The sequence below is a fragment of the Rhizobium sp. 22-785-1 genome, assembly GCF_053521965.1.
The window spans coordinates 49,415-74,161 of the sequence record NZ_JBNWDI010000010.1; the positions used below are offsets into that span (position 1 = coordinate 49,415).

At 56.0% G+C, this 24,747-nt stretch carries 20 protein-coding genes; 14 read left to right on the plus strand and 6 right to left on the minus strand.

Annotated features, from left to right (window positions below; translation table 11 throughout):
- Nucleotides 1-323 precede the first annotated feature (323 nt).
- From ACQZ5M_RS18545 to ACQZ5M_RS18580, 8 genes are all read left to right on the plus strand, one after another.
- Complete coding sequence (locus ACQZ5M_RS18545) at nt 324-851, plus strand: hypothetical protein (RefSeq protein ID WP_449080490.1); 528 nt, start codon at nt 324-326, stop codon at nt 849-851.
- A complete protein-coding gene (locus tag ACQZ5M_RS18550) occupies nt 851-1,060 on the plus strand; it encodes a hypothetical protein (protein WP_449080491.1) in 210 nt (69 codons plus the stop codon). The genes ACQZ5M_RS18545 and ACQZ5M_RS18550 overlap by 1 nt, the downstream gene beginning before the upstream one ends.
- Nucleotides 1,061-1,590: 530 nt before the next feature.
- Nucleotides 1,591-2,283 carry a FadR/GntR family transcriptional regulator gene (locus ACQZ5M_RS18555; RefSeq protein WP_449080547.1) on the plus strand — a complete coding sequence of 231 codons (693 nt, stop codon included), beginning with the start codon at nt 1,591-1,593 and terminating at the stop codon, nt 2,281-2,283.
- On the plus strand, nt 2,280-3,455 hold the full coding sequence (locus tag ACQZ5M_RS18560) for a PLP-dependent transferase (RefSeq protein ID WP_449080492.1): 1,176 nt from the start codon (nt 2,280-2,282) through the stop codon (nt 3,453-3,455). The genes ACQZ5M_RS18555 and ACQZ5M_RS18560 overlap by 4 nt, the downstream gene beginning before the upstream one ends.
- Before the next feature lie 33 nt (nt 3,456-3,488).
- Nucleotides 3,489-4,748, plus strand: coding sequence for an ABC transporter substrate-binding protein (locus ACQZ5M_RS18565; protein ID WP_449080493.1), 1,260 nt, complete (start codon nt 3,489-3,491; stop codon nt 4,746-4,748).
- Nucleotides 4,749-4,958: 210 nt separating this feature from the next.
- Nucleotides 4,959-5,891 carry a carbohydrate ABC transporter permease gene (locus tag ACQZ5M_RS18570; protein WP_449080494.1) on the plus strand — a complete coding sequence of 311 codons (933 nt, stop codon included), beginning with the start codon at nt 4,959-4,961 and terminating at the stop codon, nt 5,889-5,891.
- A gap of 3 nt (nt 5,892-5,894) precedes the next feature.
- Nucleotides 5,895-6,725, plus strand: a complete 831-nt coding sequence (locus ACQZ5M_RS18575; protein WP_062426774.1) for a carbohydrate ABC transporter permease — start codon at nt 5,895-5,897, stop codon at nt 6,723-6,725.
- Nucleotides 6,726-6,730: 5 nt separating this feature from the next.
- A complete protein-coding gene (locus tag ACQZ5M_RS18580) occupies nt 6,731-7,813 on the plus strand; it encodes an ABC transporter ATP-binding protein (protein WP_296037805.1) in 1,083 nt (360 codons plus the stop codon).
- 83 nt (nt 7,814-7,896) lie between these two features.
- Here the strand turns inward: ACQZ5M_RS18580 and ACQZ5M_RS18585 are convergent, their stop codons facing one another.
- The 4 genes from ACQZ5M_RS18585 to ACQZ5M_RS18600 form a co-directional block, all read right to left on the minus strand.
- Nucleotides 7,897-8,808: a YiiG family protein gene (locus ACQZ5M_RS18585; protein ID WP_449080495.1), complete on the minus strand. Its 912-nt coding sequence runs from the start codon at nt 8,806-8,808 to the stop codon at nt 7,897-7,899.
- A 78-nt stretch (nt 8,809-8,886) separates the two neighbouring features.
- A complete protein-coding gene (locus tag ACQZ5M_RS18590; protein ID WP_449080496.1) occupies nt 8,887-10,875 on the minus strand; it encodes an iron ABC transporter permease in 1,989 nt (662 codons plus the stop codon).
- A 62-nt stretch (nt 10,876-10,937) separates the two neighbouring features.
- Nucleotides 10,938-11,789: an ABC transporter ATP-binding protein gene (locus ACQZ5M_RS18595; RefSeq protein WP_449080497.1), complete on the minus strand. Its 852-nt coding sequence runs from the start codon at nt 11,787-11,789 to the stop codon at nt 10,938-10,940.
- Entirely contained in the window at nt 11,786-12,532 is a 747-nt protein-coding gene (locus ACQZ5M_RS18600) for an AraC family transcriptional regulator (RefSeq protein ID WP_296037874.1), read from the minus strand. The genes ACQZ5M_RS18595 and ACQZ5M_RS18600 overlap by 4 nt, the downstream gene beginning before the upstream one ends.
- 352 nt (nt 12,533-12,884) lie before the next feature.
- Here ACQZ5M_RS18600 and ACQZ5M_RS18605 point away from each other — a divergent pair, with 352 nt between their 5' ends.
- From ACQZ5M_RS18605 to ACQZ5M_RS18630, 6 genes are all read left to right on the plus strand, one after another.
- The gene (locus tag ACQZ5M_RS18605) at nt 12,885-15,017 is read left to right on the plus strand and encodes a TonB-dependent siderophore receptor (protein ID WP_449080498.1); all 2,133 of its coding nucleotides are present in this window, start codon (nt 12,885-12,887) and stop codon (nt 15,015-15,017) included.
- A gap of 41 nt (nt 15,018-15,058) precedes the next feature.
- Entirely contained in the window at nt 15,059-15,886 is an 828-nt protein-coding gene (locus ACQZ5M_RS18610; RefSeq protein ID WP_296098521.1) for an ABC transporter substrate-binding protein, read from the plus strand.
- A 283-nt stretch (nt 15,887-16,169) separates the two neighbouring features.
- On the plus strand, nt 16,170-16,901 hold the full coding sequence (locus tag ACQZ5M_RS18615; protein WP_296014140.1) for a helix-turn-helix transcriptional regulator: 732 nt from the start codon (nt 16,170-16,172) through the stop codon (nt 16,899-16,901).
- 373 nt (nt 16,902-17,274) lie between these two features.
- Nucleotides 17,275-18,801 carry a putative bifunctional diguanylate cyclase/phosphodiesterase gene (locus ACQZ5M_RS18620; RefSeq protein WP_296014142.1) on the plus strand — a complete coding sequence of 509 codons (1,527 nt, stop codon included), beginning with the start codon at nt 17,275-17,277 and terminating at the stop codon, nt 18,799-18,801.
- 237 nt (nt 18,802-19,038) lie between these two features.
- Nucleotides 19,039-20,829 (plus strand): methyl-accepting chemotaxis protein, encoded by a 1,791-nt coding sequence (locus ACQZ5M_RS18625; protein WP_449080499.1) that lies wholly within the window; start codon nt 19,039-19,041, stop codon nt 20,827-20,829.
- A 264-nt stretch (nt 20,830-21,093) separates the two neighbouring features.
- Entirely contained in the window at nt 21,094-22,230 is a 1,137-nt protein-coding gene (locus tag ACQZ5M_RS18630) for a polysaccharide biosynthesis/export family protein (RefSeq protein WP_363315907.1), read from the plus strand.
- 143 nt (nt 22,231-22,373) lie between these two features.
- On the opposite strand, the gene ACQZ5M_RS18635 is transcribed toward ACQZ5M_RS18630, so the two are convergent.
- Both ACQZ5M_RS18635 and tagF read right to left on the minus strand, forming a co-directional pair.
- Entirely contained in the window at nt 22,374-23,270 is an 897-nt protein-coding gene (locus tag ACQZ5M_RS18635) for a protein kinase domain-containing protein (RefSeq protein WP_449080500.1), read from the minus strand.
- Nucleotides 23,257-24,678, minus strand: coding sequence for a type VI secretion system-associated protein TagF (tagF, locus tag ACQZ5M_RS18640; protein ID WP_449080501.1), 1,422 nt, complete (start codon nt 24,676-24,678; stop codon nt 23,257-23,259). The genes ACQZ5M_RS18635 and tagF overlap by 14 nt, the downstream gene beginning before the upstream one ends.
- Between the last annotated feature and the right edge of the window lie 69 nt (nt 24,679-24,747).

Consider the following 24,747-nt stretch of genomic DNA (forward strand, 5'->3'; position numbering starts at 1 on the left):
GTGAACCTTTGTGTGGTCGTTTCCTAATCAGCCGGGAAGCAGCCTGCATAGGTTGATTTCGTATTTGATCTGCAACGCTTCGGCAAGACGGTGCAGCGATCCACAACGAGTGTTCGGGTGAGCGAGAGCAACTGAGGGCAAGGACTCGCCTGATGATAAGCGAACCTTCTTTCGTGAGGGCGCTCGGCCGGTAGGCATGGCTGACGCGTGAGCGCTCCCGAGGTATATCGCCGTGACATGAGTTCGAAGGCTCGGGCTCGATGGGCTTGACGACCTTCAAGGACGGCGCCACCGTTTTTGAAACGCCAATCAGGAGACGAGCCTTGATCCTTTACCACTTCACGTCCGCGGCCCATTTGAGAGGTATCCATCAGTATGGTTTAACGGTCGGCGATGTCGTCACTGACATTGCTGGTTTCAAGGGAAAGGTGGGCGTGTGGCTTACCACCTCGCCAACGCCCGAGGGCCAGGGACTTGGCGGCACGATTGTTGACAAATCCGACTTCCGTCTGACGGTCGATGTACCTGAGAACAATCTGCTGCAGAGGTGGAACAAATGGGCTCGAGAAAAATTGTCGCAGGAGACACGCGTAGCGCTTGACGCGGGCGACATTGAGCGGACCGACTACTTCTTCGTTTATTTCGGTTGGTTGCCGACTGACAGGATCCTCGATGTGGCTTCCACCATAACAGGTCGCGCGGAGATGGATTGGGGGCGCGAACGGCCGCAAAGTCATCTTGCACCGGGCGTACCCTTTCGAGAGCGATACCATTGGCAGAGACGAACGCTGCGAAAAGTTCACGAGATGTTGACGCTGATGACGGCGGAGCCTGTCGGCGGACTGCATTGATGGACCCGCAGGGCGCCATTCCGATTATTGATGCCCGTCCCGGCGAAACCGTTACCCTGGCAGAACACAAGGCTCTCGATGCGTTGGTTTCAGCCTCTCTACGCGGTACCACGATGGAAGGGCTGACCTCCATATCTCGAGATGGAGTAATCGGCGTTATTCTACGGTCGCGTAAACGCTCTCAACTCGATCAGAAAGATATTCGGTGACGAACCGCGGAATTAACATCGCCACGCGGTCGTTCCGAAGTCGCGCGGTCCTTCCCTGAAGCGCCATCATACCGAGCGGCCTCAGACGAGGCTAAGCATCACCACTGCTCGGCGCCGGCCGATCATGCCACCGATGCTGTAGCGGGCGCAAAACTTTCATTCGAGCGTTTTAGCTGCCGCAAATTAGCTATGAGCTTCAATACCCTAGAGGTCAGGGTCATCGCTAAGATGAAGTTCTTCGCGTTATCTCCGGAATTTGTCCACTGTAGATTGGCAGAACCAACTGCAAAGAACTCGCTTGAGGTGAAGGGCAGAAGCCAACTCCGCGAACGATCTCAAGCGCAAGGACTCTCACAAAAGGAAAAAGCGGTCAGAAAGGGGGAAAAGAGTCCACTGTTAAAGGAAATCCGCAACTGTCGACGCTTGACGCCCTGACAAAATGAAGATTATGTTAATCGGTAAGATGTCAGACCAATTTAGATGGGCTGATATTGCGGGGGCAAATGGATCAGACACTCGAAAAGCACGCGATGACGCCGTTGCCGGTCATGGACCGGGTGCGGCAGGTCGAGGGCGCGCTTGTTGAGTTTGTCGAGCGGGCTGACCTGAAACCGGGAAGCCGTCTGCCTGCCGAGCGTGAGTTGATGTCGGCGCTAGGCGTCGGGCGCTCCACCATTCGTGAAGTGATCCGCAAATTCCAAGCTCTTGGGATTATCGACTCCCGCAAGGGAAGCGGCAATTATCTTTTAAAGCCGATCTCCACCGCGACTGTGCATATGCCCATCTCCATCGAGGCAGAGAGCCTGCGCGATGCGCTTTTGATGACGCTGGAAGTGCGGCGCGGCATCGAGGTCGAGGCGTCGATGGCGGCGGCTCGTCGTCGCACCGACGACGACATCGAAACCATGCGTCTGCGCTTGGAGGAGATGGAGCGTGTTCATCTCGCCGAGGGAACGTCCGGCAAGGCGGATCTTGCCTTTCACCTCTCCATCTATGACGCCACTCATAATTCGCTGTTCAAGCAGTTGCTCGAACAGATGCGCGAAGGTTTCGAGCGCTTCTGGTCCAAGCCGTTTGATAGGCCTGACTTTGCATCCCGCTCCTTTCCCTTTCACCGTACCCTCTTCAACGCCATCGTTGCCGCAGACCCCGTGGCAGCGCGGCAGGAAACACTGAAAATTCTCGCCATTGTCGAGGAAGATATCAAGGACATGTCCAAATGAGCCAAGGCTCTGATTTTTTCGATGCTGCATCGCTGATCGTTGCCCATGATGATACTCACGCTTTCGAAGCTGTGGTGCCACCTCTGGTCCAGACATCTCTTTTCACGTTCTCAACTTACGATGAGATGGTCGCAACCTATCGCGGCGAAAAGAGCCGTCCTGTTTACACCCGCGGGCTGAACCCGACTGTTCGCATGTTTGAAGAGATGCTCGCAAAGCTCGAAGGTGCTGAAGATGCGCTTGGCTTTGCCAGTGGCATGTCAGCGATTTCCTCCACCGTTCTGTCTTTCGTTTCTCCTGGCGATCGCATCGTTGCGGTACGCCACGTCTATCCTGATGCGTTTCGCCTTTTTGGCACCTTGATGAAGCGAATGCAGGTCGAGGTGATCTATGTCGATGGTCGCGATGAGGCCGCTGTCGAGAAGGCTATGCCGGGCGCCAAGCTCTTTTACATGGAAAGTCCAACAAGCTGGGTAATGGAGGCCCACGATGTCGGTGCATTGGCTGCGATTGCTAAACGCCATGGTGCGATTTCCGTGATTGACAACTCCTGGGCAAGTCCGATTTTCCAGACGCCCTTGGCGCTTGGTGTCGACATGGTGGTCCATTCCGCTTCGAAATATCTCGGCGGTCACAGCGATGTGGTTTCCGGTGTCGTTGCCGGTTCAAAGGCCATGATCGACCGCATCCGGGCTGAGGCCTATCCCTATCTCGGCGGCAAGATGTCTCCATTCGATGCGTGGCTGTTGATCCGAGGGCTTCGTACGCTGCCCATCCGGATGAAGGCGCATCAGGAATCGGCGCTTACGATCGCTTCTCGTCTGCAGGCGCTCGATGTTGTGGAGACCGTTTGCCATCCGGGACTCGCGAACCGGCTTCCGCCCGGGCTGAACGGCACGTCCGGACTCTTCTCCTTCATTTTCCGTGAAGGGGTGGACGTGCGGGCTTTCGCCGACAAACTTCAGCTTTTCAAATTGGGGGTCTCCTGGGGCGGGTATGAAAGCCTGATCGTCCCTGGCGAAGTGGTGCTTGAGCAGAAGGCGCAGCCGAATGCCGCGCATACTTTCGGCATCAGCGCGCGCTCCGTACGCCTGCATGTGGGTCTGGAGGGCGCCGAGGCTCTCTGGAACGATCTTGAACCAGCAATCAGAGCGGCGTCTGCCGCAGCCTGACGCATCTTGACGACAACAAAAAGGGAGAACGACATGAAAAAACTGGTAGCAGCAGCATTCTTTACGGCGATGATGGCAGGTACGGCGCTTGCCGACACGACCCTGAAACTTGTGGAGGTCATCACCAGCCCCGAGCGCACCGAGACGCTGAAGAGCCTCGTCAGCAAATTCGAGGCTGCCAATCCTGGCACGAAGGTCGACATCATTTCGCTTCCCTGGAACGAAGCGTTCCAGAAGTTCGCTACGATGGTATCGGCAGGCGATGTTCCCGACGTTATGGAAATGCCTGACACCTGGCTGTCCCTCTATGCCAACAATGGCATGCTCGAAAGCCTTGAGCCCTATCTGGCCAAGTGGCAATATACACCCGGTCTGACACCGCGAGCCCTGGAGCTTGGCCGCGATGTCAAGGACACCGCCTACATGCTGCCCTACGGCTTCTACCTGCGCGCCATGTTCTACAACAAGAAGCTGCTCGAACAGGCCGGCGTGAAGGAGCCACCAAAGACCTTGGAAGAGTTCGCGGACGCGTCCAAGAAAATTTCGGCTATTCCCGGTAAATATGGTTATTGCTTGCGCGGTGGGCCGGGCGGTCTGAACGGCTGGGTCATGTTCGGTGCCTCCATGGCGGGCTCCAACGAGTTCTTCACCAAGGATGGAAAATCCACATTTGACAGCCTCGGCTGGGTCAAGGGTCTGACCTATCTCGTCGATCTCTACAAGAACGGTTATGCACCGAAGGATAGCGTCAACTGGGGCTTCAACGAAATCGTCGCTGGCTTCTACTCCGGCACCTGCGCGTTTCTCGATCAGGATCCGGACGCTCTGATCGCCATCGCACAGCGCATGAAAAGCGAAGATTTCGGCGTCATGACCATGCCGAAGGGACCGGATGGCAAGACCTTCCCGACGATCGGTTTCGCCGGCTGGTCGATGATGGCCTCTTCGAAGGACAAGGATCTTTCCTGGAAGCTTATCGAGACGCTGGAAGGACCTGAAGGCAATATCGAGTGGAACAAGAAAACCGGCGCTCTTCCGGTTCATACCTCCGCCGAGAAAGACCCTTTTTACGCCAGCGAGCAGTTCAAGGGCTGGTTCGAGGAACTGGCCGACAAGAACGCGGTGCCGACAACCATGCCGACCTATCTCGAAGAGTTTGCTTTCTTCAAGGATTCGCTCGTGATCAAGACCTCTCAGGAAGCTCTTCTGGGAGATATTACCCCTGAAGACCTCGCCAAGCAGTGGGCCGACTACATGACGAAGGCTCAGCAGAAGTTCCTGCAATCCAAATAACAGGGCTGGCGGTGCGCCGCTAAATGGCGCGCCGCTTCCCATGTCAGCTATATATCGTCTCGTGATAAACTAGATTAATTATAGCGTAATAACCTATTGTTTTATTTGAAACACTTGTCGCAAAATAAGAGTGGGCATTTGCGACGTGTTTCAAAGCTGAGATCAGCGCGTGGCCATCGGCCTAGAAATCAATACGCTGAGGAGCAATTGATGTCGTCATTTTCAAGCGCCGCACCTGCGATGTCGCGCAAACCCATGTCGCGAAGACTCGCTGCTGCAGCCGAACCCTGGCTTTATAGCGCGCCAGTCCTTGTTCTGATCGTCACGGTGATGATGGTGCCATTGGTGCTCGGGCTTTCTTACGCATTCCGCGATGTTCAATTGCTCAAGCCGTTCTCCGGGGGCTTCGTTGGGCTTGAGCACTTCAAGACCCTGTCCCAGGATGCCGCTTTCTACCGCGCGCTGCAGAACACGCTTTGGTGGACAGGCGCTTCGGTATTCCTGCAATTCTTCTTTGGCCTCATTCTGGCCCTTCTGCTCGACAAACCTTTTGCCGGGCGTGGCATTGCTCAGGCACTGGTCTTTCTTCCCTGGGCCGTTCCTACCTTTCTCGCTGGGCTGAATTGGGCATGGTTGTTCAACCCGGTGATTGGGCCGCTGCCGTACTGGATGACATCGCTCGGAATGCTCTCTGCGCCGAACAATATTCTGGCGGATCCGCACCTGGCCATGTGGGGTCCGATCATCGCCAATGTCTGGTGGGGAATTCCGTTTTTCGCCATCACTTTGCTTGCTGCCTTGCAGGCCATTCCGCGTGATCTTTACGAAGCTGCCTCCATCGATGGCGCGAGCCCGCTTCAGCGCTTCACGTCGATCACCTTGCCCTTTCTCGCGCCGACGATCGCGATTACCGTTCTGCTTCGTACCGTCTGGATCGCCAATTTTGCCGACCTCATCATCGTCATGACCAATGGTGGGCCAGCCGACCGCACGCAAATCGTTGCAAGCTACATATTCACCCAGGCCTTCAAGCGGCTGGATTTTGGCTATGCCTCGGCAATCGCGCTGGTTCTTCTGGTCCTTCTGCTCGCTTACTCCATGCTGATCGTCATCATGCGCCAGCGCCTTATCGAGAAGGATTGATCCGTGACCGGCCGAATTTTTCTTACCGTCGCGCACCGTCTGGCGATCCTCGTCTACATAGCCTTTGCGCTCTTTCCTCTCTTCTGGCTGCTTAAAGTCTCGGTTACTCCGAACGACTTGCTCTATAGCGAAGGCGTGCGCCTTTGGCCGTCGCGCGCGACCTTCGACCACTATCGCTTCGTGATCGAGAACAGTGCATTTCCGACATTCTTCAAGAACAGCGTCATCGTGGCCGGATCGACCGCCTTTGCCGTGACGGTGCTTTCATCGCTCTCCGGCTATGCGCTGTCTCGCTTTCAGTTTCGCGGGAAATACTGGATCATCGCCCTGATGCTGATCACCCAGATGTTTCCGTTGGTCATGCTGGTGGCACCGATTTTCAAAATGCTATCGCCCTTGGGGCTGACCAACAGCCTGACGGGCCTCGTCATCGTCTACACGGCGTTCAACGTACCTTTCGCGACGTTCCTCATGCAGTCGTTCTTCGATGGCATTCCGAAGGACCTCGAGGAGGCAGCCATGATTGATGGCGCCAGCCGCTTCACTGCGTTCCGCCAGATCATTCTGCCCCTGACTCTGCCTGGGATCGCAGCAACGCTCGGCTTCGTCTTCACAGCGGCCTGGAGTGAGTTGCTCTTTGCGCTGATGCTGATTTCTGGAAATCAGAGCGCGACCTTCCCCGTGGGGCTGCTGACATTCGTCTCGAAATTCTCCGTCGATTTCGGGCAGATGATGGCCGCTGGCGTTTTGGCGCTCATTCCGGCCTGTCTCTTCTTCCTGCTGATTCAAAGATATCTCGTGCAGGGCCTGACGGCCGGTGCAGTGAAAGGATAAATTCCATGGCTTCCATAGAGCTTAACCGCGTCGCCAAGTCCTACGGCGACCATCCTGTCCTGCACGGCGTCGATCTGAAAATTGAAGATGGCGAGTTCGTCGTGCTCGTCGGTCCCTCAGGCTGCGGGAAATCGACGTTGCTGCGCATGATTGCGGGTCTGGAGGAGATCACCTCGGGAACGCTTTCCATTGACGGCCAACTGGTCAACGATCTCAAGCCCAAGGATCGTGACATCGCGATGGTGTTTCAATCCTACGCGCTCTATCCGCATATGAGTGTCGCCGACAATATGAGCTATAGCCTGCGACTGAGGAAAAGGCCCAAGGATGCCATTGCTGCGGCGGTTTCTGCGGCATCCGGCAAGCTCGGTCTCGACCCTTATCTCGCACGACGCCCTAAAGCGCTTTCGGGTGGCCAGCGTCAGCGCGTGGCGATGGGCCGTGCCATCGTTCGCCAGCCAAAAGCCTTCCTCTTTGACGAACCCCTGTCGAACCTTGACGCACGGCTTCGCGAGCAGATGAGAGCCGAGATCAAGCGGATGCACGCGGATCTTGGAGCGACCTCTGTCTACGTGACCCATGATCAGATCGAGGCGATGACGCTCGCTTCGCGCATCGTAGCCATGAATGCCGGATATGTGCAGCAGATCGGGGCGCCACTCGACCTCTATGATCGTCCAGCCAATCTCTTCGTTGCAGAATTCATCGGTTCACCGGGTATGAACTTTCTTCAGGGCCATTGTGTCCAGAAGCCAGATGGAAGCGCAATGGCGCTGCCGGATGGTAGCGAGCTGCCACTCGGTCGGACAATCCCGCTGAAGAATGGCGAGGCGATGACCCTTGGTATACGTCCCGAGCATGTGCTCGTCGCCCCGCAGACGGGTGGCGTGGTTGCCAAGGTTGACCTCGTTGAGCCGACAGGTCTCGGGATCATTCTACACCTGACGGTTCACGGGCTTCCCTTCAAGCTCTTCTCGTCGGACCGCGCCCTTTTGCAGCCTGGTGCATCGATCAGTGTTGGCTTGCCGGAAGCCAAGCTCCATGTGTTTGACAGCAAGGGCGACCGGGTGGACGCCGATCAAGGCTGATGCAGATTTTCTGCCGGTTGCTCGCGGATTTCCCCGCGCCATGAAGACGCGCGGGGAAAGTCATTGTGGACCCGGGAAGCGTTTCAGTCTTTCGAGAATATGGTTGCACTCTGAGACGTCGAAACCATCATATTATAGTCGTTGTAAATCCATTCGAGATCGTCTGCAGCTTTACGCGCATCGCCCTTGTACTTTTCCAGTTTCTCCTGAAAATCCCTGAGTTTACTGAGAAGAGTTCCAGGGCTGGATTCGAAGACGTGGAATGAGCCTGGATGCTCGGTTGCGTAGTCGTCGAACGTTTTGACGGCCTCTGCGTAGTCCTTAAGCGAGCTATCATAGGCCGCGAGGTCGACCTTCGTCTTGTTGCCGCTCGGCAATGTCTCCATGACGGCTTGAGCCTTGATCATGATATTGCGGACATGCCAGCGGGACTTCTTGCCTTCGGCCTTTTCAAGCGCGGCCAATTCCTGCAGATCGATCGTTCGCTTCTCCTTCGCCAGGAGCGTGTCGGCTTCCGACCGTGCCTTGGAAAATTCGTCGGCATATTTGATGATTTCGGCGTGAAACTCTTTGCCACCCTGCATCTTGTCGCTCTTGTAGTCCGAGCGATCATAATATTTGCTGGCCTTTTCGAGGACGGGCGCGAGCTGTTTGTAGGCAGTGATGAACCGTGTCATCGCAGTATCCAGCTCGGGCATTTTCGGATCGGCACCCGTGGCTTTTTCTGCTTCTGCGATTTCGGAGCGTACGTCATACGGCGCATAGAGGCCGTAGATGATGCGTTCTTTTCCAGTTGGTCCTTTCTTCATGTTGACCCAACTCTCATATCGAGCGAGCGAGTCCGATGCGCGGATCGCACGGTTCATGAAGGCAACGTAGGCATTCATCTTCACAACGGTCGCGTTATGATTTTCTTCTGATGTTTGTGCCGAGGCTCTCGGAACGAACGCCATGATGAATGCTAGTCCGATCAGCAGTTTCAAAAGCCGTTTCAAACTTGTCTCCTCTTCCGACTACGATGTTTTGTTTTGATGTTAGTAAAGTGCTGCGACGAAGCCGAAAGCTCCCTTTTCTCAGGGGCGTTTTCTTGCAGCTGTTTTCGGCTCAATGTCATTCGACCTCCGTAATCTCCGAACGGTGGGTCGTCGGACATGGTCGTTATGCGTTTTCCGCAGCAACACTGTGAAGGCAGGCGCCCCTATGATCGCAGTGACGATCCCGGCTGGGAGTTCGAGTGGGGCGATGATGCTGCGACCGACGGTATCTGCGAGCGCAAGGGCAACGGCACCGATCGCCATTGCAACGGGCAGGCTCTTTGTATGGCGCGGTCCGGTGAGAAGGCGGGCGGCATGAGGAGCGAGCAAGCCGATAAAACTGATAGCGCCAATGGACGATACGGCAACTGCCACTGCGCCAGCGGCGTAGACCATGGCGTAGCGGCCGGCGTTGCCTGTCATTAGGCCAAGCGATCTGGCTTTTTCATCGCCAAGCAAAAAAGTGTCGAGGCGGCGTGCGTATAGTGTGCCGATCACCAGGAGGCCGACGACCCAGGGCATCAACATGAATACGTCATCGTAGCCGCGCGCATGCGTGGAGCCCACCAGCCAGGAAAGTGCCTGCGCAGTTTGCAAGCGCGCTTCAACGACGACGATCGTTGAAGCCGCAGCGATACTTGCAGCGATAGCCACCCCCGCCAGAACGAATTTTTCAGGCCCCTGCTTGGGGGCAAGGACGTTCAAGCTCAGTACAACGGCCAAGGCGCCCGCCAAGGTCACGAGTTGAAAAGGCAAGGTTGCTGGCAATAGTCCTGAAAGGAGTGCCAGAAGGCTGCAAAAGGCCGCTCCCTGTGTGATTCCTAACGTTTCCGGTCCGCAAAGCGGATTGCGTGTGACGGCCTGAATGACGCTGCCTGCGGCAGCCAGCAATGCCCCGCATCCAAGCGCGACGAGGAGGCGGGGGAGACGAAGGTCGAGATTGATGACGATCTCGCTCATCGAGAGGGAAAGGCTGTTACCGGCGGCGAGGCCGGCAGTTGCACTGATAAAAGCTGCCACGGCCAGAGCGACAAGAACGCGGAAGAGGGGCGGGCGTGTCGTTCCCGCTGGCAAACCAATGCGACGTTCCCCGCCGATCTTCGCGGCGCGCAGAAGAAACAGCATGATGGGCGCCCCGAGGCAGGCGACCGTCACGCCGGTTGGAACGATGGTGCCACCGCTTGCCAACGTTTGGGTGATCACATCAGCAAGAACCAACATATTGGCACCCCAAAGCATCGATAGCGGTAAGTGGCGGTGGTGCCGTGCGAGACCGAGTGCGCGAAGCATATTCGGGACAGCAAGCCCGATAAAGCCGACAGGACCAGCCAGGGTTACGGCGCAGCCGCACAGGAGAACGGCGCATGCAAGGCTAATAAGAGTGACAGCCCGTGTCATGCCCAGACTGGCGGAGGTCTGCTCGCCCAGTCCAAGGAGATCGAGTTGACGGGCCAACAGCACCAAGGTGACGGCGCACATGATAATGACCGGCGCTGTCGTTAACACCTTTCCCCACCCGGTCTGGTCCAGAATGCCGGACGACCAAAGCAGCAAGCCCGAGGAACGTTCGTCGGCCAGAAGCACGATTGCAGACGACAAGGCCGAGAAGCAGAGGGAAATCGCGACACCTGCAAGCGCCAGTCGTCCGGCAGGCGCACGAAATCCACCGGCCAGAATGAGGCATGCGATTGCGCCCGTCAGACCGCCGGCGCTGGTTGCGATAAGGGGCGGCATGGCCACAGGCAGCAATAAAGTGGACATCACGAGGAAAAGCTGTGCGCCGTTTGTAACGGACAATATATCCGGCGCGGCCAGAGGATTTCGCAGCACGCTTTGCAGGACAGAGCCCGCGACTGCCAACGCAGCGCCGGTCAGAACGGCAGCGATCAGACGAGGCGCACGGACAGTCTCCAGAATTGCTTGCGCCAGCGTCGTTGGCTGTGATGGAAACACCAGGATGTCGCGCCAGCTGACCAGACTGCTTCCCGCCCGAAGTTCAAGGGCAGCCAACACCAGAAAAAATGCCAAGGCTACCGGCCACGCGATCGCCGATGCCATTGCGGACGGCGAGATGAAACGCAAACTCGCCGTCACGTTGAGACCGCATTGTTCGGGCGATAGCGCGCATCGATCCAGTCGACCATGCAGTACTGTCTGCCCGTTCCATCCGGGTGCGCAACGATGTCGACCCTGCATTCGAAAGCTTGCCGCAACAGGCTGGTTTGAAGCACGTTGTTGGTCGAACCTGTTGCGAGAACCTGACCTCTACGCATCAGTATGACGTCGTCAGATATATCCATTACGTGATTGAGGTCGTGGAGGACTGCAACGATCGTGAGCCCATCATCTCGATTGAGGCTACGAAGGAGCGTCAGAAGTTCCGCCTGATGTCTGATATCGAGGAAGCTCGTCGGTTCATCGAGAAACAGAACACGCGGCTCCTGCGCAAGAGCCATCGCCAGCCAGGCTCGCTGTCTTTCGCCGCCAGAGAGAGTTGTTATTTGGCGGTGGCGCAGATGGTGAAGATCGACCCGCGAAATCGCGCTGTCGACAATCGTGAAGTCGTGATCAGAGAGCCGCCCGAGCCAGGGACGATGAGGGTACCGGCCCTGCTCGACAAGTTCTTCGACTGTCAGGCCTATTGGAGTTTCCGGCGTTTGGCTCATCACGGCGATATGTCGGGCGATTGTGCGCCGGGGCATCGCTTCCAGCGAGTGTCCCGCCAGACGCACGTGCCCAGAAGTCGGTCTTTCAAGCCCCGCGAGGCATTTCAGAAGAGTGCTTTTTCCAGAGCCGTTTGCGCCGCATATCGTGGTAATGCGTCCCTCAACCATGGCAACGGACACGTTTTTCAGCGCCGTGGCTTCATCAAAGATTACGCTCACGTCGACGGCTTCGGCGGCAATTGGGTCGGCTGGCGCATGACTCATGAGGATCGTCACACCGACGCCTCGCGCAAAGCTTTGCGCAGAGAGGACAGGCTGCGGTAACCGACATCGGCCGCCGCTTCTTCGAGCTTGGCTCCCTCCGCCTGACGGCGCATGACATGCGCTGTGCGCAAGCGACGCCGCCACTCGGCAAAACTCATACCGGTCTCAGTTCGGAATTTCCGTGTCATGGTTCGTCGGCTCATGCCGAGATTGTCTGCCCATTGATCGATATCGAGATCGATTGATGGGGTTTCGGTCAGATCGCGGCAAAGCCGCTGTAACCGCCTGTCGCTCGGCATCGGTAGAGCAAACGGTCCCTCGCGGGCAAGAGCGATCTCTTCAAGGATCAGTGCAGCCAGGTGTCCACCACGAGCATCCTCGTCATAAAGCGTCGGCTGTTCCAGAAACGCGCTGACGGTGGCGGAGAGAAGTGGGGATGTCGCAATCACGCGAACCGGTTCCCATGGAAGCGAAACGCCGGGGTCCGGTTCAATGTAAATCGACTGCATTGATACCCTCCCATGAGAATGCACCGCGTGGGGGATTTCCGGTGTGATCAGCAAGCCGTAGCCACTGGGAATGATGAATGACGTGTCAGGTGTTCGTGCGGTCATGAAGCCGTCGACGATCTGCAAAAGCTGGCCGCGACGATGGCTGTGCCAGCCAAAATCGACGCTCTGTTCATAAGTCCGTGCCATGGCGGCGATCGGCCGCTGCACGTTTTGAAGATCGGCTGCTCTTTGCGGCTTTCGGATTTCGGATTCGTGCAAGTCGGTTCTCTGCGCGGACGCTTCAATGGATGGTGACGGGAGAGCCATAGCCACATCATGTCAGTTTTTCAAAACGAAAGAATGGCCCATTTCATGCCTAAAGGCATGAAAATAGAAAACGGGTCAATAAGTGGCCCGTAGAAGTTCGATTTTGACCTGACAATGCTGATAAAAAAAGTCTACTTAAGCCACCGAGCGCGCGGGATGTGATGAAAAACGGACTTTCCGGAGCGTCCCGCTTCGGCAACAGTTTATAACAGGTCCCGCAATGCATAACGCCGCCCTCCGCCTCCCCATGACGCCTCACCACAAGGTTAGTGTAAGGGGCTTGCTGTTCATGATGTCGACTGCCGCCGTGGGTGCAATCGCATTCCATCCTCAGCATGCGAAAGCGCAAGACGCTGACGGTGCAACAGTCCTCAAGACAATCGTTATTCAAGGTGCTGCAGAAAAAGGTGCTCGCGTGGAACAGCGCGGCTATGTGGCAAGCAACTCCGCTTCCGCCACCAAGACGAACACGCCGATTGCCGAAACGCCGCAATCGGTATCCGTAATTACGCGTGGTGCGATGACCGATCGGGCGGTGCAAACGGTGGCCGATAGCTTGCTTTACAGCGCGAATGTCAACGGCCAGCGTTACGGCAACGACCCGCGCTCTGACTACTTCAGTATCCGTGGTTTCAGTGCTGATCTTTATCTGGACGGGCTACGCGTTCCGCAAATCGCCAACCAGACAGGCGGCTACGCGGGCTTTCGTGTCGAACCTTATTTCCTGAACCGGGTGGAAGTGCTGCGCGGGCCGAGCTCAGCGCTGTTCGGGCAAACAAACGTCGGCGGTGTGGTGAACATGGTCAGCAAGGACCCGTTGGAAACCCCTAAAGGAGAAGTCTACACCCGCTTTGGAAGCTATAAGCAGAAGGAATTAGGGTTCGATTTAACTGGCCCTCTCGGGGCGGACTCCGACTTTACCTATCGCCTGGAAGGGGTAGTCCGCAATGCAGAAACTTTGAACGACTTCGGCAAGAATGACCGAACGGCTATCAGCCCAACCGTCAAGTGGTCACCGGACGAAGATACGAGCCTGACGATATATGGCGCTTACATGAAGGATGAAGCGGGCCAGGTACCATCGCTTCTTCCCGCTGTCGGAACGATCTTTCCCAATAGCCTCGGACTAAAAATTCCGCGCAACTTTTCAGACGGCGATCCCTCACTGGCAATCTATGATAAGGAAACCGCCTATATCGGATACCGCTTTGAGCACGCGCTGAATGAGGATCTCGTTCTTCGGCAGAATTTTCGATACTCCTATCTGGATGTGAATTACCAGAATCTTTTCAGCAATGGTCTTGGTGCGGACCAGCGTACGCTCTCTCGCCTCGCTTACAATGCACAGCCAACTTTGAACGCACTGGCACTCGACACGAACCTCGAATATCAATTCGACAGCGGGCCGGTTGCTCACAAGCTTCTCGGTGGGATTGATCTCCAGTGGCAGAATCTAGTCAATAGAACGGGTTCGCGGACCGATACGACGCTTAACCTCGACCTCTTCAATCCGGTTTACGGCATCGGCGTGCAGCCAGCGCCAATCACCACTCATCTCGATCAAACTCAGCAGCAAGTCGGAGTTTACCTCCAGGACCAGATGGAATGGGGTGGCCTGCGCGTGACCCTTGGTGCTCGCCAGGACTTCGTGAGCAATGATTCCGACAGTCTGGCTATAAGCTCAGGTATCACCACGCGTTACCAGCAGGACCACTCTGCCTTCACCGGTAGAGTCGGCGCCGCTTATGTTTTCGATAACGGCTTCGTTCCTTATGCCCTCTACTCCACGTCTTTTGCGCCAGTGCTGACGCTCGCACCAACGCCGCTTAAGCCTACGAAGGGCGAGTTGAAGGAGATCGGCCTCAAATATGCGCCAGATGGCGAGGATTTCAGCATCACACTTTCCGGCTTTGAGGCTACACAGCAAAATGTCGTCAATCGCGTGTCGGGTGTGTACTACCAGACCGATGAAGTGCGGGTGCGCGGGATAGAGTTGGAGGGGAGTGCGACGCTTTGGGATCGCATCAACCTGACCGCGGCGGCAAGTTTTCAGGAGCCGGAGGTCACCGAAAGCCGGACGCCGGCTCAGGTGGGCAAGATGCCCTATACTGTCCCCAAGCAGCAGCAGTCACTTTTCGTCAGCTACGACATGCCGACGCCGGACAACTGGGAGGGCAAGCTGACCGTCGGAGCAGGTGTTCGCCACATCGGCAAGACAGCAGGCGACACGGCAAACACTTTCTTCGTGCCAGGCTATACGCTGGTGGATGCTTTCGCCCGTTACGACCATGACCGTTACGCGTTCCAGCTCAATGGATATAACCTCGGAGACAAGACCTATGTCGCTGGTTGTAACACGCCGACCCAATGCTATTACGGACAGGGTCTGACGGTCGTGGGAACTGTGAGCGTCAAGTGGTAGGCACTTCGAACAGGCGGTCGTTTCTGGGTGGAGCTGCGGCAATGATCGCAGCGCCAAGGGCGTTCGCGTCTGCTGGAACGGCTCGTATCGTCACGCTCGAATGGACTGTTGCCGAAATTGCGCTTTCGCTGGGACTATCACCGGTCGGTTGCGCCGAGATTAGCGGGTACAAAACCTGGGTTGATATCGCTGCGGAGCGCCTTTCCAATGCGGTCGACGTTGGCCGGAGACAGCAGCCGAGCCTCGAAGCGATCCGCAGGCTGCGGCCGGATATCATTCTGACATCACATTACCGGCATGCATCTATCGAGCAGGCTCTTGGCTCAATCGCTACCACTCATCTGATCGATGATCAGCCGAAGGATGGCGGAATGCTGGCGAGTGTCTACCAGAGTACACGGCAAGTCGGGGAAGCGCTTTCTCGAACTTCGAATGCAAACGACCTTCTCATGCGCTTCGACGACGACATCGAGAACCTAAAGTCGCGCTATGCATCACGCATCGTGGGTAGAAAACTGGTTGTTGCGCAACCATTACCGGGTGTTCCGCGGTTGCGGATATTCGCGCCCAATGCTGCAATTTGCGGGATACTCAAGAGACTCGGTTTTGCAGACCCCATGGATCTGCCATCCGAGCCATTTGGCTTTACGACGATCGATCTTGAAGGCCTGGCGGCGTTGGATGGCGATAGCACTTTGGCTATTCTATCTGAAAAACTTCCCGACGATCTCGGCAACTCCCCGCTATGGCCCCTGCTTCCCGTTGTCAAAAACGGACATGTCCGGCTGACTGGCGCTCCGAGCTGGCCATTCGGCTCCTGCGCCTCGCTTACTCGTCTAATGACCGATATAGTCAACCAGTTCACGTAGATATCGTTTATGCCGGTATGACCGTCCGTGGTTTTGGCTAAGCCAGCGCTCGCATTTGATGCTTTGCTGTTGCGCGGCGATATAATCAGGCGTAACCCCAGCAACGGAATAAAGAACCGCTAGGGCTGAGAACCGCAAGGTTTCGGCCCGTATTGTGGCCTCTGCTCGCCCTTGAGAAGAACAGTTGTGGTGCGCACCGCGAGCAATTTCAAGTGGATAAGGCGATCATTTGCCCTTTGTTAAGTTTTGGCATTGATATTTAGGGTTCATCTCGGAGCTTACTATGCCATTTTCGCGAACGCTTGCTTCCACTCTTTCGTTCGATCATGCGGTAGATCTTAGCTCACTGCCTGTGCGACGGCACTTGCCATCTCATCCCTTCGTAGAGCGACTTCGCGCAGCGGTCCCATTTGACTTTTTTGCCGTTTCCGGACTGGACCTTGATGGCTATCGGTTCGGCAGCGGCCATTCGATCGACACCAACGTTCCCCCAGCATATCTCGATGCCTATTATGGCGATGGATTGTTGGCTTCAGATCCATTCGTCAAGGCTTCATCGACAGCCACAGGCGTCGTTATCGAGCAGGAGATATATAAGCAAGATCCGCCCTCGGAACGGCTGCTATATCTGGCTCACACCTTTGGCGTGCTGAACCGTACGCTCTTTCCCATCCGGCGCCTTTCACGCATTTTCGGTGCAGTGACATTTTCCCGCTCGACGCCTTTTGATCGAGAAGAGATCGATTTTCTGGGAGATATTTCGGGCACCATGCATACGATCATCACAAAGCCCATCATGGAGCGTTTCGCAGCGCAGGAAATGCGTCTTACAGATGGCGAGCTCGACTGCTTGAGAATAGCGAGCTTGGGAAAGACCAGCGAAGAGATCGCATCTGCTTGCCGTTACACCACGGATACCGTGAACAGTTATATCAAGGCAGCGACGAAAAAGCTAAGCGCGAAGAACCGCAGTCATGCAATCGCGGAGGCGATCCGTAGGGGCCTGATCGAATAAGGTTCTAATTTTCTTCCCTAGATGGCGTTTTTCCAAGTATAGCGTCGCGGCCATAGTGCTCCACCTTAGACGATAGTTTAAGATTTGATTTTTTTGCTCCTTTGATGGGCAAATGATGTGTTCTGAATATTCGAATTAAGCATTTCTTCATGAATTGGCCCTAAATTTGGAGCCGTACGAGAGGCGAAGTCAAAGCGTCTCGACAGGTGACGATCTGCTTCCGCTGCCACTCCGCGCCCTGCTCACACATCGCCCGGACCGCGCCCTACAGAGACTTTGCGATAACGCAAGGCCAGTTGCTCTGTCGCGTCCAATAGGGTGCCGATGGAGGCATCTCTAAACGGCATGAAGCCAAGCCCGGTAGAGAGGTGTCATGGCGTATTTTCGTAGTCGATACCATGTTGCCATCGTGGTCTGGTGGACTGCTTTTCTAGCGATCGCCGGATTAGCTGTCCTTTTAAATGCCCACGAGACGCTCGATGCCTTCTTTCTCCAATATGACGCCTACCAGCTCGACGAGCTTTTTGTCGCGCTGAACGTCGGTGGTGCTCTCGGGTTGGTCTATTCATTATTGCGCGTCAGGGACCTTCTGGAAGAAGTGGACCGACGTAGCGAGGCGGAGGCAAAAGTCGATCGTGCAAAACTCCACGATTGTCTGACCGGACTCCCGAATAGGCAGATGCTCAATCTGCACTTGGCTGGTCCATCCGGCGGGCAGGCAAACAACGAAGCGTGCGTTGCCTATAGTATCGATCTTACCGGACTGAAAAAGGTCAATGACGAACTTGGTCAAAGTTTAGGCGACGCTGTCATTCAGACAACAGCCTCGCGTTTATCTCAATTAGAGCCATCAGATCTGGTATTTCACCTCGGTGGCGACCGATTCATCGTCTTGAGCAAAAATATTGCAGCGCCAGATCTTCATTCAGATAAGATCATGCAGGCGATCGGGCAGCCCATTGTTGAATATGGTGCCTCGATCGAGATTGCTGCCAATCTCGGATACGCCGCCTATCCTTGTGACATCGACAACAGACCAGGTCTTTCCCGCGCTGCGGAATGTGCGATGTATGTTGCCAAGAAAGACGGTCCCAACGTCACCGCTGCTTTCACTTCCGCCATGGCTGCCCTGACCCGTAAACGTGAAAAGATGGAAGCGAGCCTGAAAGCAGCGATCAATGCGGACGTCATACTTCCTTATTTTCAACCCCTTGTCGATCTTAAGACCGGGGCGATCGTGGGATACGAGGCGCTCGCACGTTGGAAGACGCCAAGCGGAAGCTTCGTCCCTCCCTCAGAGTTCATCCCGCTCGCTGAAGAGTTGGGATTGATTACGCGCCTGACCAGCAGTCTACTCCTGCGTGCCTGCCGCGATGCCGCATCGTGGCCTGCGGAGACGACACTCGCATTCAACATATCGGCCGCGCAGCTGAACGACCGCCAACTCGGGCTCCGTATCCTCAAGATTCTGGATGAAACGGGTTTTCCCGTTCACAGGCTGGAACTTGAAGTGACGGAAAGCGCCATCATTCAAGATGCGGAAAGCGCGCATTTTGTCCTCGACAGTCTCGTCCGATCCGGGATCAGGATCGCGCTCGATGATTTCGGCACAGGCTACTCCAGCTTGTCGCAACTGGCTCAATATCCATTCGACAAGATCAAAATCGACCGAAGCTTTATCTCGAGTTCCGAACATAGCGAGAAGCAGAACCAGATTTTGCAGGGGATCGTGTCGTTGGGGTCGAGGCTCGGCATGACGATCGTGGCGGAAGGCATCGAGCGCGAAAGCGAGATGCGCAAGCTGACGGAGCTCGGCTGTGACATAGGGCAGGGATACTTCCTGGGAAGGCCGGCTGCCAACATAACGGGGCCGCCTGGCTCGCATATGATGCAGGCATAACACAGACGACTTTGAATGTGGTTGGAGCTAACTGGCTGTTAGGACGGTGGATGATCAGCCGACCAGAAAGCCTTTGCCGTCCTTGGCGCCCATCTCATCCTCCAGGCTAACCATGCCTCTGGTCAGGTGCGAACGCCGCGTCGCCCAGCCCTTATGGATGCTCAATTTTATAAATCGATGAAACCTCAGGACTTCGGCTCGAAGTCGCCTCCTAAAACCACGAAAAGGTATCACAGCATGTTTGGCTTCTCCAACACCACGACCATGCAGACAGAGTCGCTCAACTATATTAGCGCCAACATCATGATCGCCGATGCTGGTCTCAATATCCGGTATATGAATAAAGCCGTGCAGGAATTGCTGAAAGAGGCGGAGTCGGACCTGAAGAAGGAATTGCCTCGCTTCGACTTCTCCAAGCTGATCGGCAGCAATATCGACATTTTTCACAAGAATCCCGCGCACCAGCGTAATATGCTTGCTCAGTTGCAGAACCAGCACAAGGCAACCATCTGGATCGGACATCGAGCCTTTGATCTGCTCGTGACGCCGTTACGTACCGGCAGCAAGATTTCTGGCTTCGCGGTCGAGTGGGCAGATGCCAAGCAGCGACTGCAGAACCTGGACTACCAAAATCAGATGGCAGCGGTCAGCCGCTCGCAGGCGATCATCGAGTTCACCACCGACGGCGAGATCGTCACTGCAAACGAAAACTTTCTGAAAGCGCTTGGCTATCGGCTGGAAGAAATCAAGGGCCGTTCACACAAGATCCTGGTGGAGCCTTCCTACGGACATTCACGCGAATATGAGGAGTTCTGGGCAGCGCTACGAAAAGGCGAGGTGCAGTCAGCAGAATTCACCCGCTATGGCAAAAACGGCAAGGTCGTCGTTATCAATGCTGCCTACAATCCCATTCTTGATGCGACGGGGAAGGTCACTAAGGTCGTCAAATTTGCGACCGATGTGACTGACCGTGTTCATGCCGTCAACACCATCGGTGAGGCACTGAAACGGTTGGCGGCCGGTGATTTGTCGTTCAATGTCGACGAACCGTTCGCGTCCGATTTCGAAGAGCTTCGGCGGACGATGAATGAAGCGCTGAGCCAGATGCGCAACGCGCTGAGTGCTGTCGCGCATTCCACCGACCAGATTGACGGCGGCACACGGGAAATCAGCCAAAGCGCAGAGGATCTGTCGCGGCGGACCGAGCAGCAGGCCGCGTCACTTGAGGAAACCGCAGCCGCTCTCGATGAGATCACCGTCAACGTGAACAATGCCTCCAAACGTGCGGATGATGCTCGCCATGCGGCGATCGTCGCCAGCAGCAACGCGACCCGGTCGGGACAGGTTGTCGCCGATGCCGTAGCGGCCATGTCGAGAATTGAAAGCTCCTCCAATCAGATATCGAACATCATCGGCGTGATCGATGAGATCGCTTTTCAGACCAACCTGCTTGCGCTCAATGCTGGTGTCGAAGCGGCCCGCGCGGGTGAGGCGGGCAAGGGTTTTGCAGTTGTCGCGCAGGAAGTACGCGAACTTGCTCAACGCTCTGCTCAGGCTGCAAAGGAAATCAAGGGGTTGATCCGAAACTCAAGCGAAGAGGTCAGTACCGGCGTAAAGTTGGTCAGCGAGACCGGCGACGCTCTGCGCATCATTCACGAGAATATTAGCACGGTAAACCAGCATATGGAGGCGATCGCCAGCTCTGCGAAAGAGCAGGCTGTCGGTCTTTCAGAGGTGAATTCTGCCGTAAACCAGATGGATCAGGTCACGCAACAGAATGCGGCAATGGTGGAGGAAACCAATGCAGCAAGCGCTTCTCTCGCGCAAGAGACAGCGCGGCTTCGCGGGCTCGTAGAAGGTTTCCAGCTCGGCGCTCAGCCAGCGGCGATGAGCCAGAAGCCGATCGTCTTGGCATCCAGGAGCGATCGACCTGTCGCTTCACCAGCCCGCAGGATGGTGACGAAGATTGCTGCCTCCGTCGGCGGCCAAAGGAGGCAAGTCGCAGAAGCAGGGTGGGACGAATTCTGATTGGAAAGTGCCCGCCGCGTGGTCGCTCCAAGTGGAGCGGCCAGCGGCGCGGACCGCTTGCGGAGTATCTTCCTCGTCCCGCGCTCAATAGGAGTCGGGCCAACCTTGTGAGATCGATGTTACTGCTGGCGACTTTGAGGTTGCGTGTTCGACACAGACAAGAGGAGATTGAAAGGCTTTTTCAATTTTGAGGTTTAAAGATATTGCGGCTTCTTCCTTTGATGCTATTCCTGCGTGTAGCTGATTCTTTCGTGGGGACTGAGGATGAAGAAGATTGTTTGTGTGCTTCTTTTGGCCGTGTTAAGCGCATGCGCAAGGCCTTCTGACGGACCCACGGCAGGAAACATCCGTTCCGCAACGCTACCCAATACGCATGAGAAAATTCCTGTCATCGATCTTGCGAATGCGCCAGCTTCGACGTCAACGGCGAGTATCATGTCCTATTCGGCTGGCCCAGGTCTCGCGGCGTTGCGGAATACGGGTTATAATGCTCAGCGTCTGCGACGCGGTGATGTCGTCGATATTACTGTGCTCGACACTGGCGAAGATGGTCTTTTCTCCTCCACACAGAGCAAGACGCTCAACCTCGGGCGCTTCACTGTCGATCAAAGCGGCAGCGTAAATCTTCCATTCGTGGGCAAAAAGCGGGTCATTGATTCAACGCCGGAAGGCTTGCAGAACCAGGTTGTTGCGGGATTGAAGGGATCTGCGGTCAATCCGCAGGCGGTCGTGACGGTTGTCGACAAGCCGACGAGTGCTGTCATGGTGAGCGGTGCGGTCAAGACTCCGGGTAAAATCCCACTGACAGCGCGGCAAGAGCGTGTTCTCGATGCCATAAGCCAGGCGGGTGGAGCTGGCGTAGCGCCGGGAGCTGCGACTGTCACGATCGTGCGCGGCCAGCAGAGAGCGAGCGCCACCCTTGATCGGGTCATGCGTGAGGACCGGCAGAATGTTCGCTTGTCGCCCGACGACCAGATCATGATCGACGGTGATGCATCCAGTTTCACGGCGCTCGGCGCATTCAAGAGCGCTGGCGAGTTTCAGTTCGAAACCGGCAAGTTGACCTTGGCGCAGGCCGTCGGTCGCGCGGGCGGCCTCCTCGACGATCGAGCGGACTCCCGTAACGTCTATGTTTTCCGCAGCGAAGAGGTTCCACTCCGCTCTGTCGGTCCTACCGCGTCGAAGGAGCGCGGCGAAGTGCTGACACAGAAGCGTCCTGTGATCTATCGCGTGAATATGCGTGACGCTTCCAGCATTGCTTTAATGCAGATGTTCCAGATGCAGAAGGGCGATGTTCTTTATGCGAGCAACGCTCCACTTGTTGATGCTGCCAAGCTGCTCACCGTGTTCCAGAAGAGCGTGCCGACGGCAGCTGCGCCGCAGCCAGGAAACTTGAATTAAAGCACCATTCGCGCAGAACTGATGTGGTTTTGCGCGGACCATGGATGGGCGTTAAGGCCGACCGATTTAGGTGTGACTTTGACCGGTCACAATGCGGTTCCAGTGTGAAAGTTTTCGGATAGCGAGCGGGTGAGGCTGGGCCGTCATTCCGGTATCATTTGAAGAACTTCCCAGGCGCTTTGAGGTCGATCCTCCCGCCGCGTCTGACAGCATCGCTCAATCAACTCGCTCCATATTATCCGACGTTCGGCTATCCTGCTTGCGATTTTTTCGGCCAGCTTTCCTAGAGCGTAAATGTCCTGCGCTGGGTGGGCCTGTTCACCTCGCCATTGCTCCGGCGCGGCGAATTCCGGGGATCCAGCGCGTTCCAGGCCAATATCTTTATGCCTTGTTCCGATCGGTATGGTGATGCCGAAATCTCCCAGCATCGATCGTTCGAAATGGTTTTCTCTCAGGAAGATGTTGCTTGGTGTCACGTCGCAATGCACAAGTCCCTCTTGATGTATCGCATGGAGCGCAAGGAGAACGCTCCGCAGGATCATGGAGGCTTCTTGTTCATCGAGGAATTGGTCGCTTGGTAACGAAGCGAGCGTCACGGGGTGCCATGGCATCAACAATCCTGGTCTGCCGTCCTCCAGCCTCAGCAAAGCCGATGTCTCGATGATGTTTGGATGCCGAAAACGTAGGCCGGTTTCTGCCTCTCGCCTGAGCGACTGCGTAAGGACGATGTCGTCGCACCAGGACTGGCGAAGGGTCTTGAGCCCGTGTGATGAGCCGAGATCTATGTGTCGTACATGCAGTATTTCCGTTTGATCGCTTGCAATTGCAACGGCCTCGACAAGAAAGCTGTTTGCAATCCGGCTATGACTTTTTGCGAGCAGGTTCGGTGCCTTTCGGTCGAGCGCATTTCGAACCTGGTCGATCAACTCCATTTCTTCATTGGGCGCACGTCTTGCCTGGTCATCAAATTGGATGGCCTGCCAAAGGTCGGCATAGCGCTGTGCGACAAGGGTGGGGTCGGGGCGCTTATCGCTGGCCAAGGTCGTGACCAATCACGATGGCGCTGATATTGTCTTTAACATTTTCGATCAGCGCTTCCTGGACGAGCGCATTCGCGCAGTCCTCCAGCGCGGTCCCGGACAGGATTTCAGCAACCGCTCTCTCTTTCAGTTGTTGGACAAGCGGGAAGCTGCACAACAGCAACCTGTCGTTCCTCCCCCAGCTTTCTCGACTGATGTCTGGCCGGAACTGCTGGGAATGGCCGATATATTGCGCGAGTGTTTTCTTCATCCCAACAATGACGTGGTCGCGGGTGAGCGAATGCATCGTGCCGTCCCGCAAAAGATAGGCCCTGGCGTCGCCCGACCACAAGACCGCGATCGCGTGATTTGAAATCGAGGCTGTAACGACACTCGCTCCAGGCCGCGGAACACCCTCGGCGACCTGTCGCGAAAGAAGGAGGCTGTTGGCCGTCCCGAGTTTTCCTCTAATCGACTGCGGGTCGATGTCTTGATCGGCCCTTTCTGTCACATCCGCAAGAAGGTTAACGATCAAACGGGCGGCTTCAGCCGCCGGTTGCCCATCGCCGACCCCATCCGCAATGGCAAATAGAGCAGGCCTGCTGGAAACAAAGAGCGAGTCGGCGTTGTTCGACAACTTCGTTCCCGCATGCGTTGCGTAGCTATAGACTATAGAGGCTGGCGCACTCGGTTCAGGCGCCAGGGCTCGTGCGGCTGGCGTGCTCAGCTTGGGAACTGAGGTCCTTGCATCTATTGTCCGATGCTCTTCTTGCGAGTGCGTGGCGGTTTCAGGTGAGTGAGCGCTGTCCTGAAAAAGTCTGACAAAATCTTCTGTGCCAGGTCTACCATCCAGCTTCACGCCTTTCGGCTGACGGGTTTCTTCATCAATCCTCCACCAGAGGCTCGTCGGCTTATCAGGTCTTGCAATGGCAGCAGGAGCATCCTCGTCTACTTTTGGCTTGGGTAAGCGTAGCCGCCTTATCGCAGATGTGAATCGGTGCATGTCGAAATCCTCATTCAACGAGGTTTCAGCCAGGGCCTCAGCAGCCATGAACCAAGTTTCGTCCAGATAAAGCGTTCGTGGGTGCAGTCGAAACATAGCGAGTTGCGCCAGAACGACCAATGGATACTTTCGACCAACGCGGTCACGGCTTGGCAGTAGGATGCCGGCATAGGCGCTATCGCTCCACGCGCCGCTTTCCACGATAAAGCGTATGGGTTGAGAGTTGGAGAAGATCGAAGACCAGGACGCACCGTAATGGTCGGCACAGGCATGCATGCCGGCACGCAACCACTCGTCGAGCCTGGCGACAAACTCACGATCAATGCCCTCGGAGATGAAATCTCCGTGGCTTGGTATTTTACCGAAGAAACCGATGCGGTCGCTTTCTGACGCGGCAACGGCTGGCTTCTGGCCTGGCTTGATCATCAGCCGGGCATGACCTGTCTTTGATCCATACCATTATTCATGATGTTCCCCTCCTTATAAGCTCTTGCG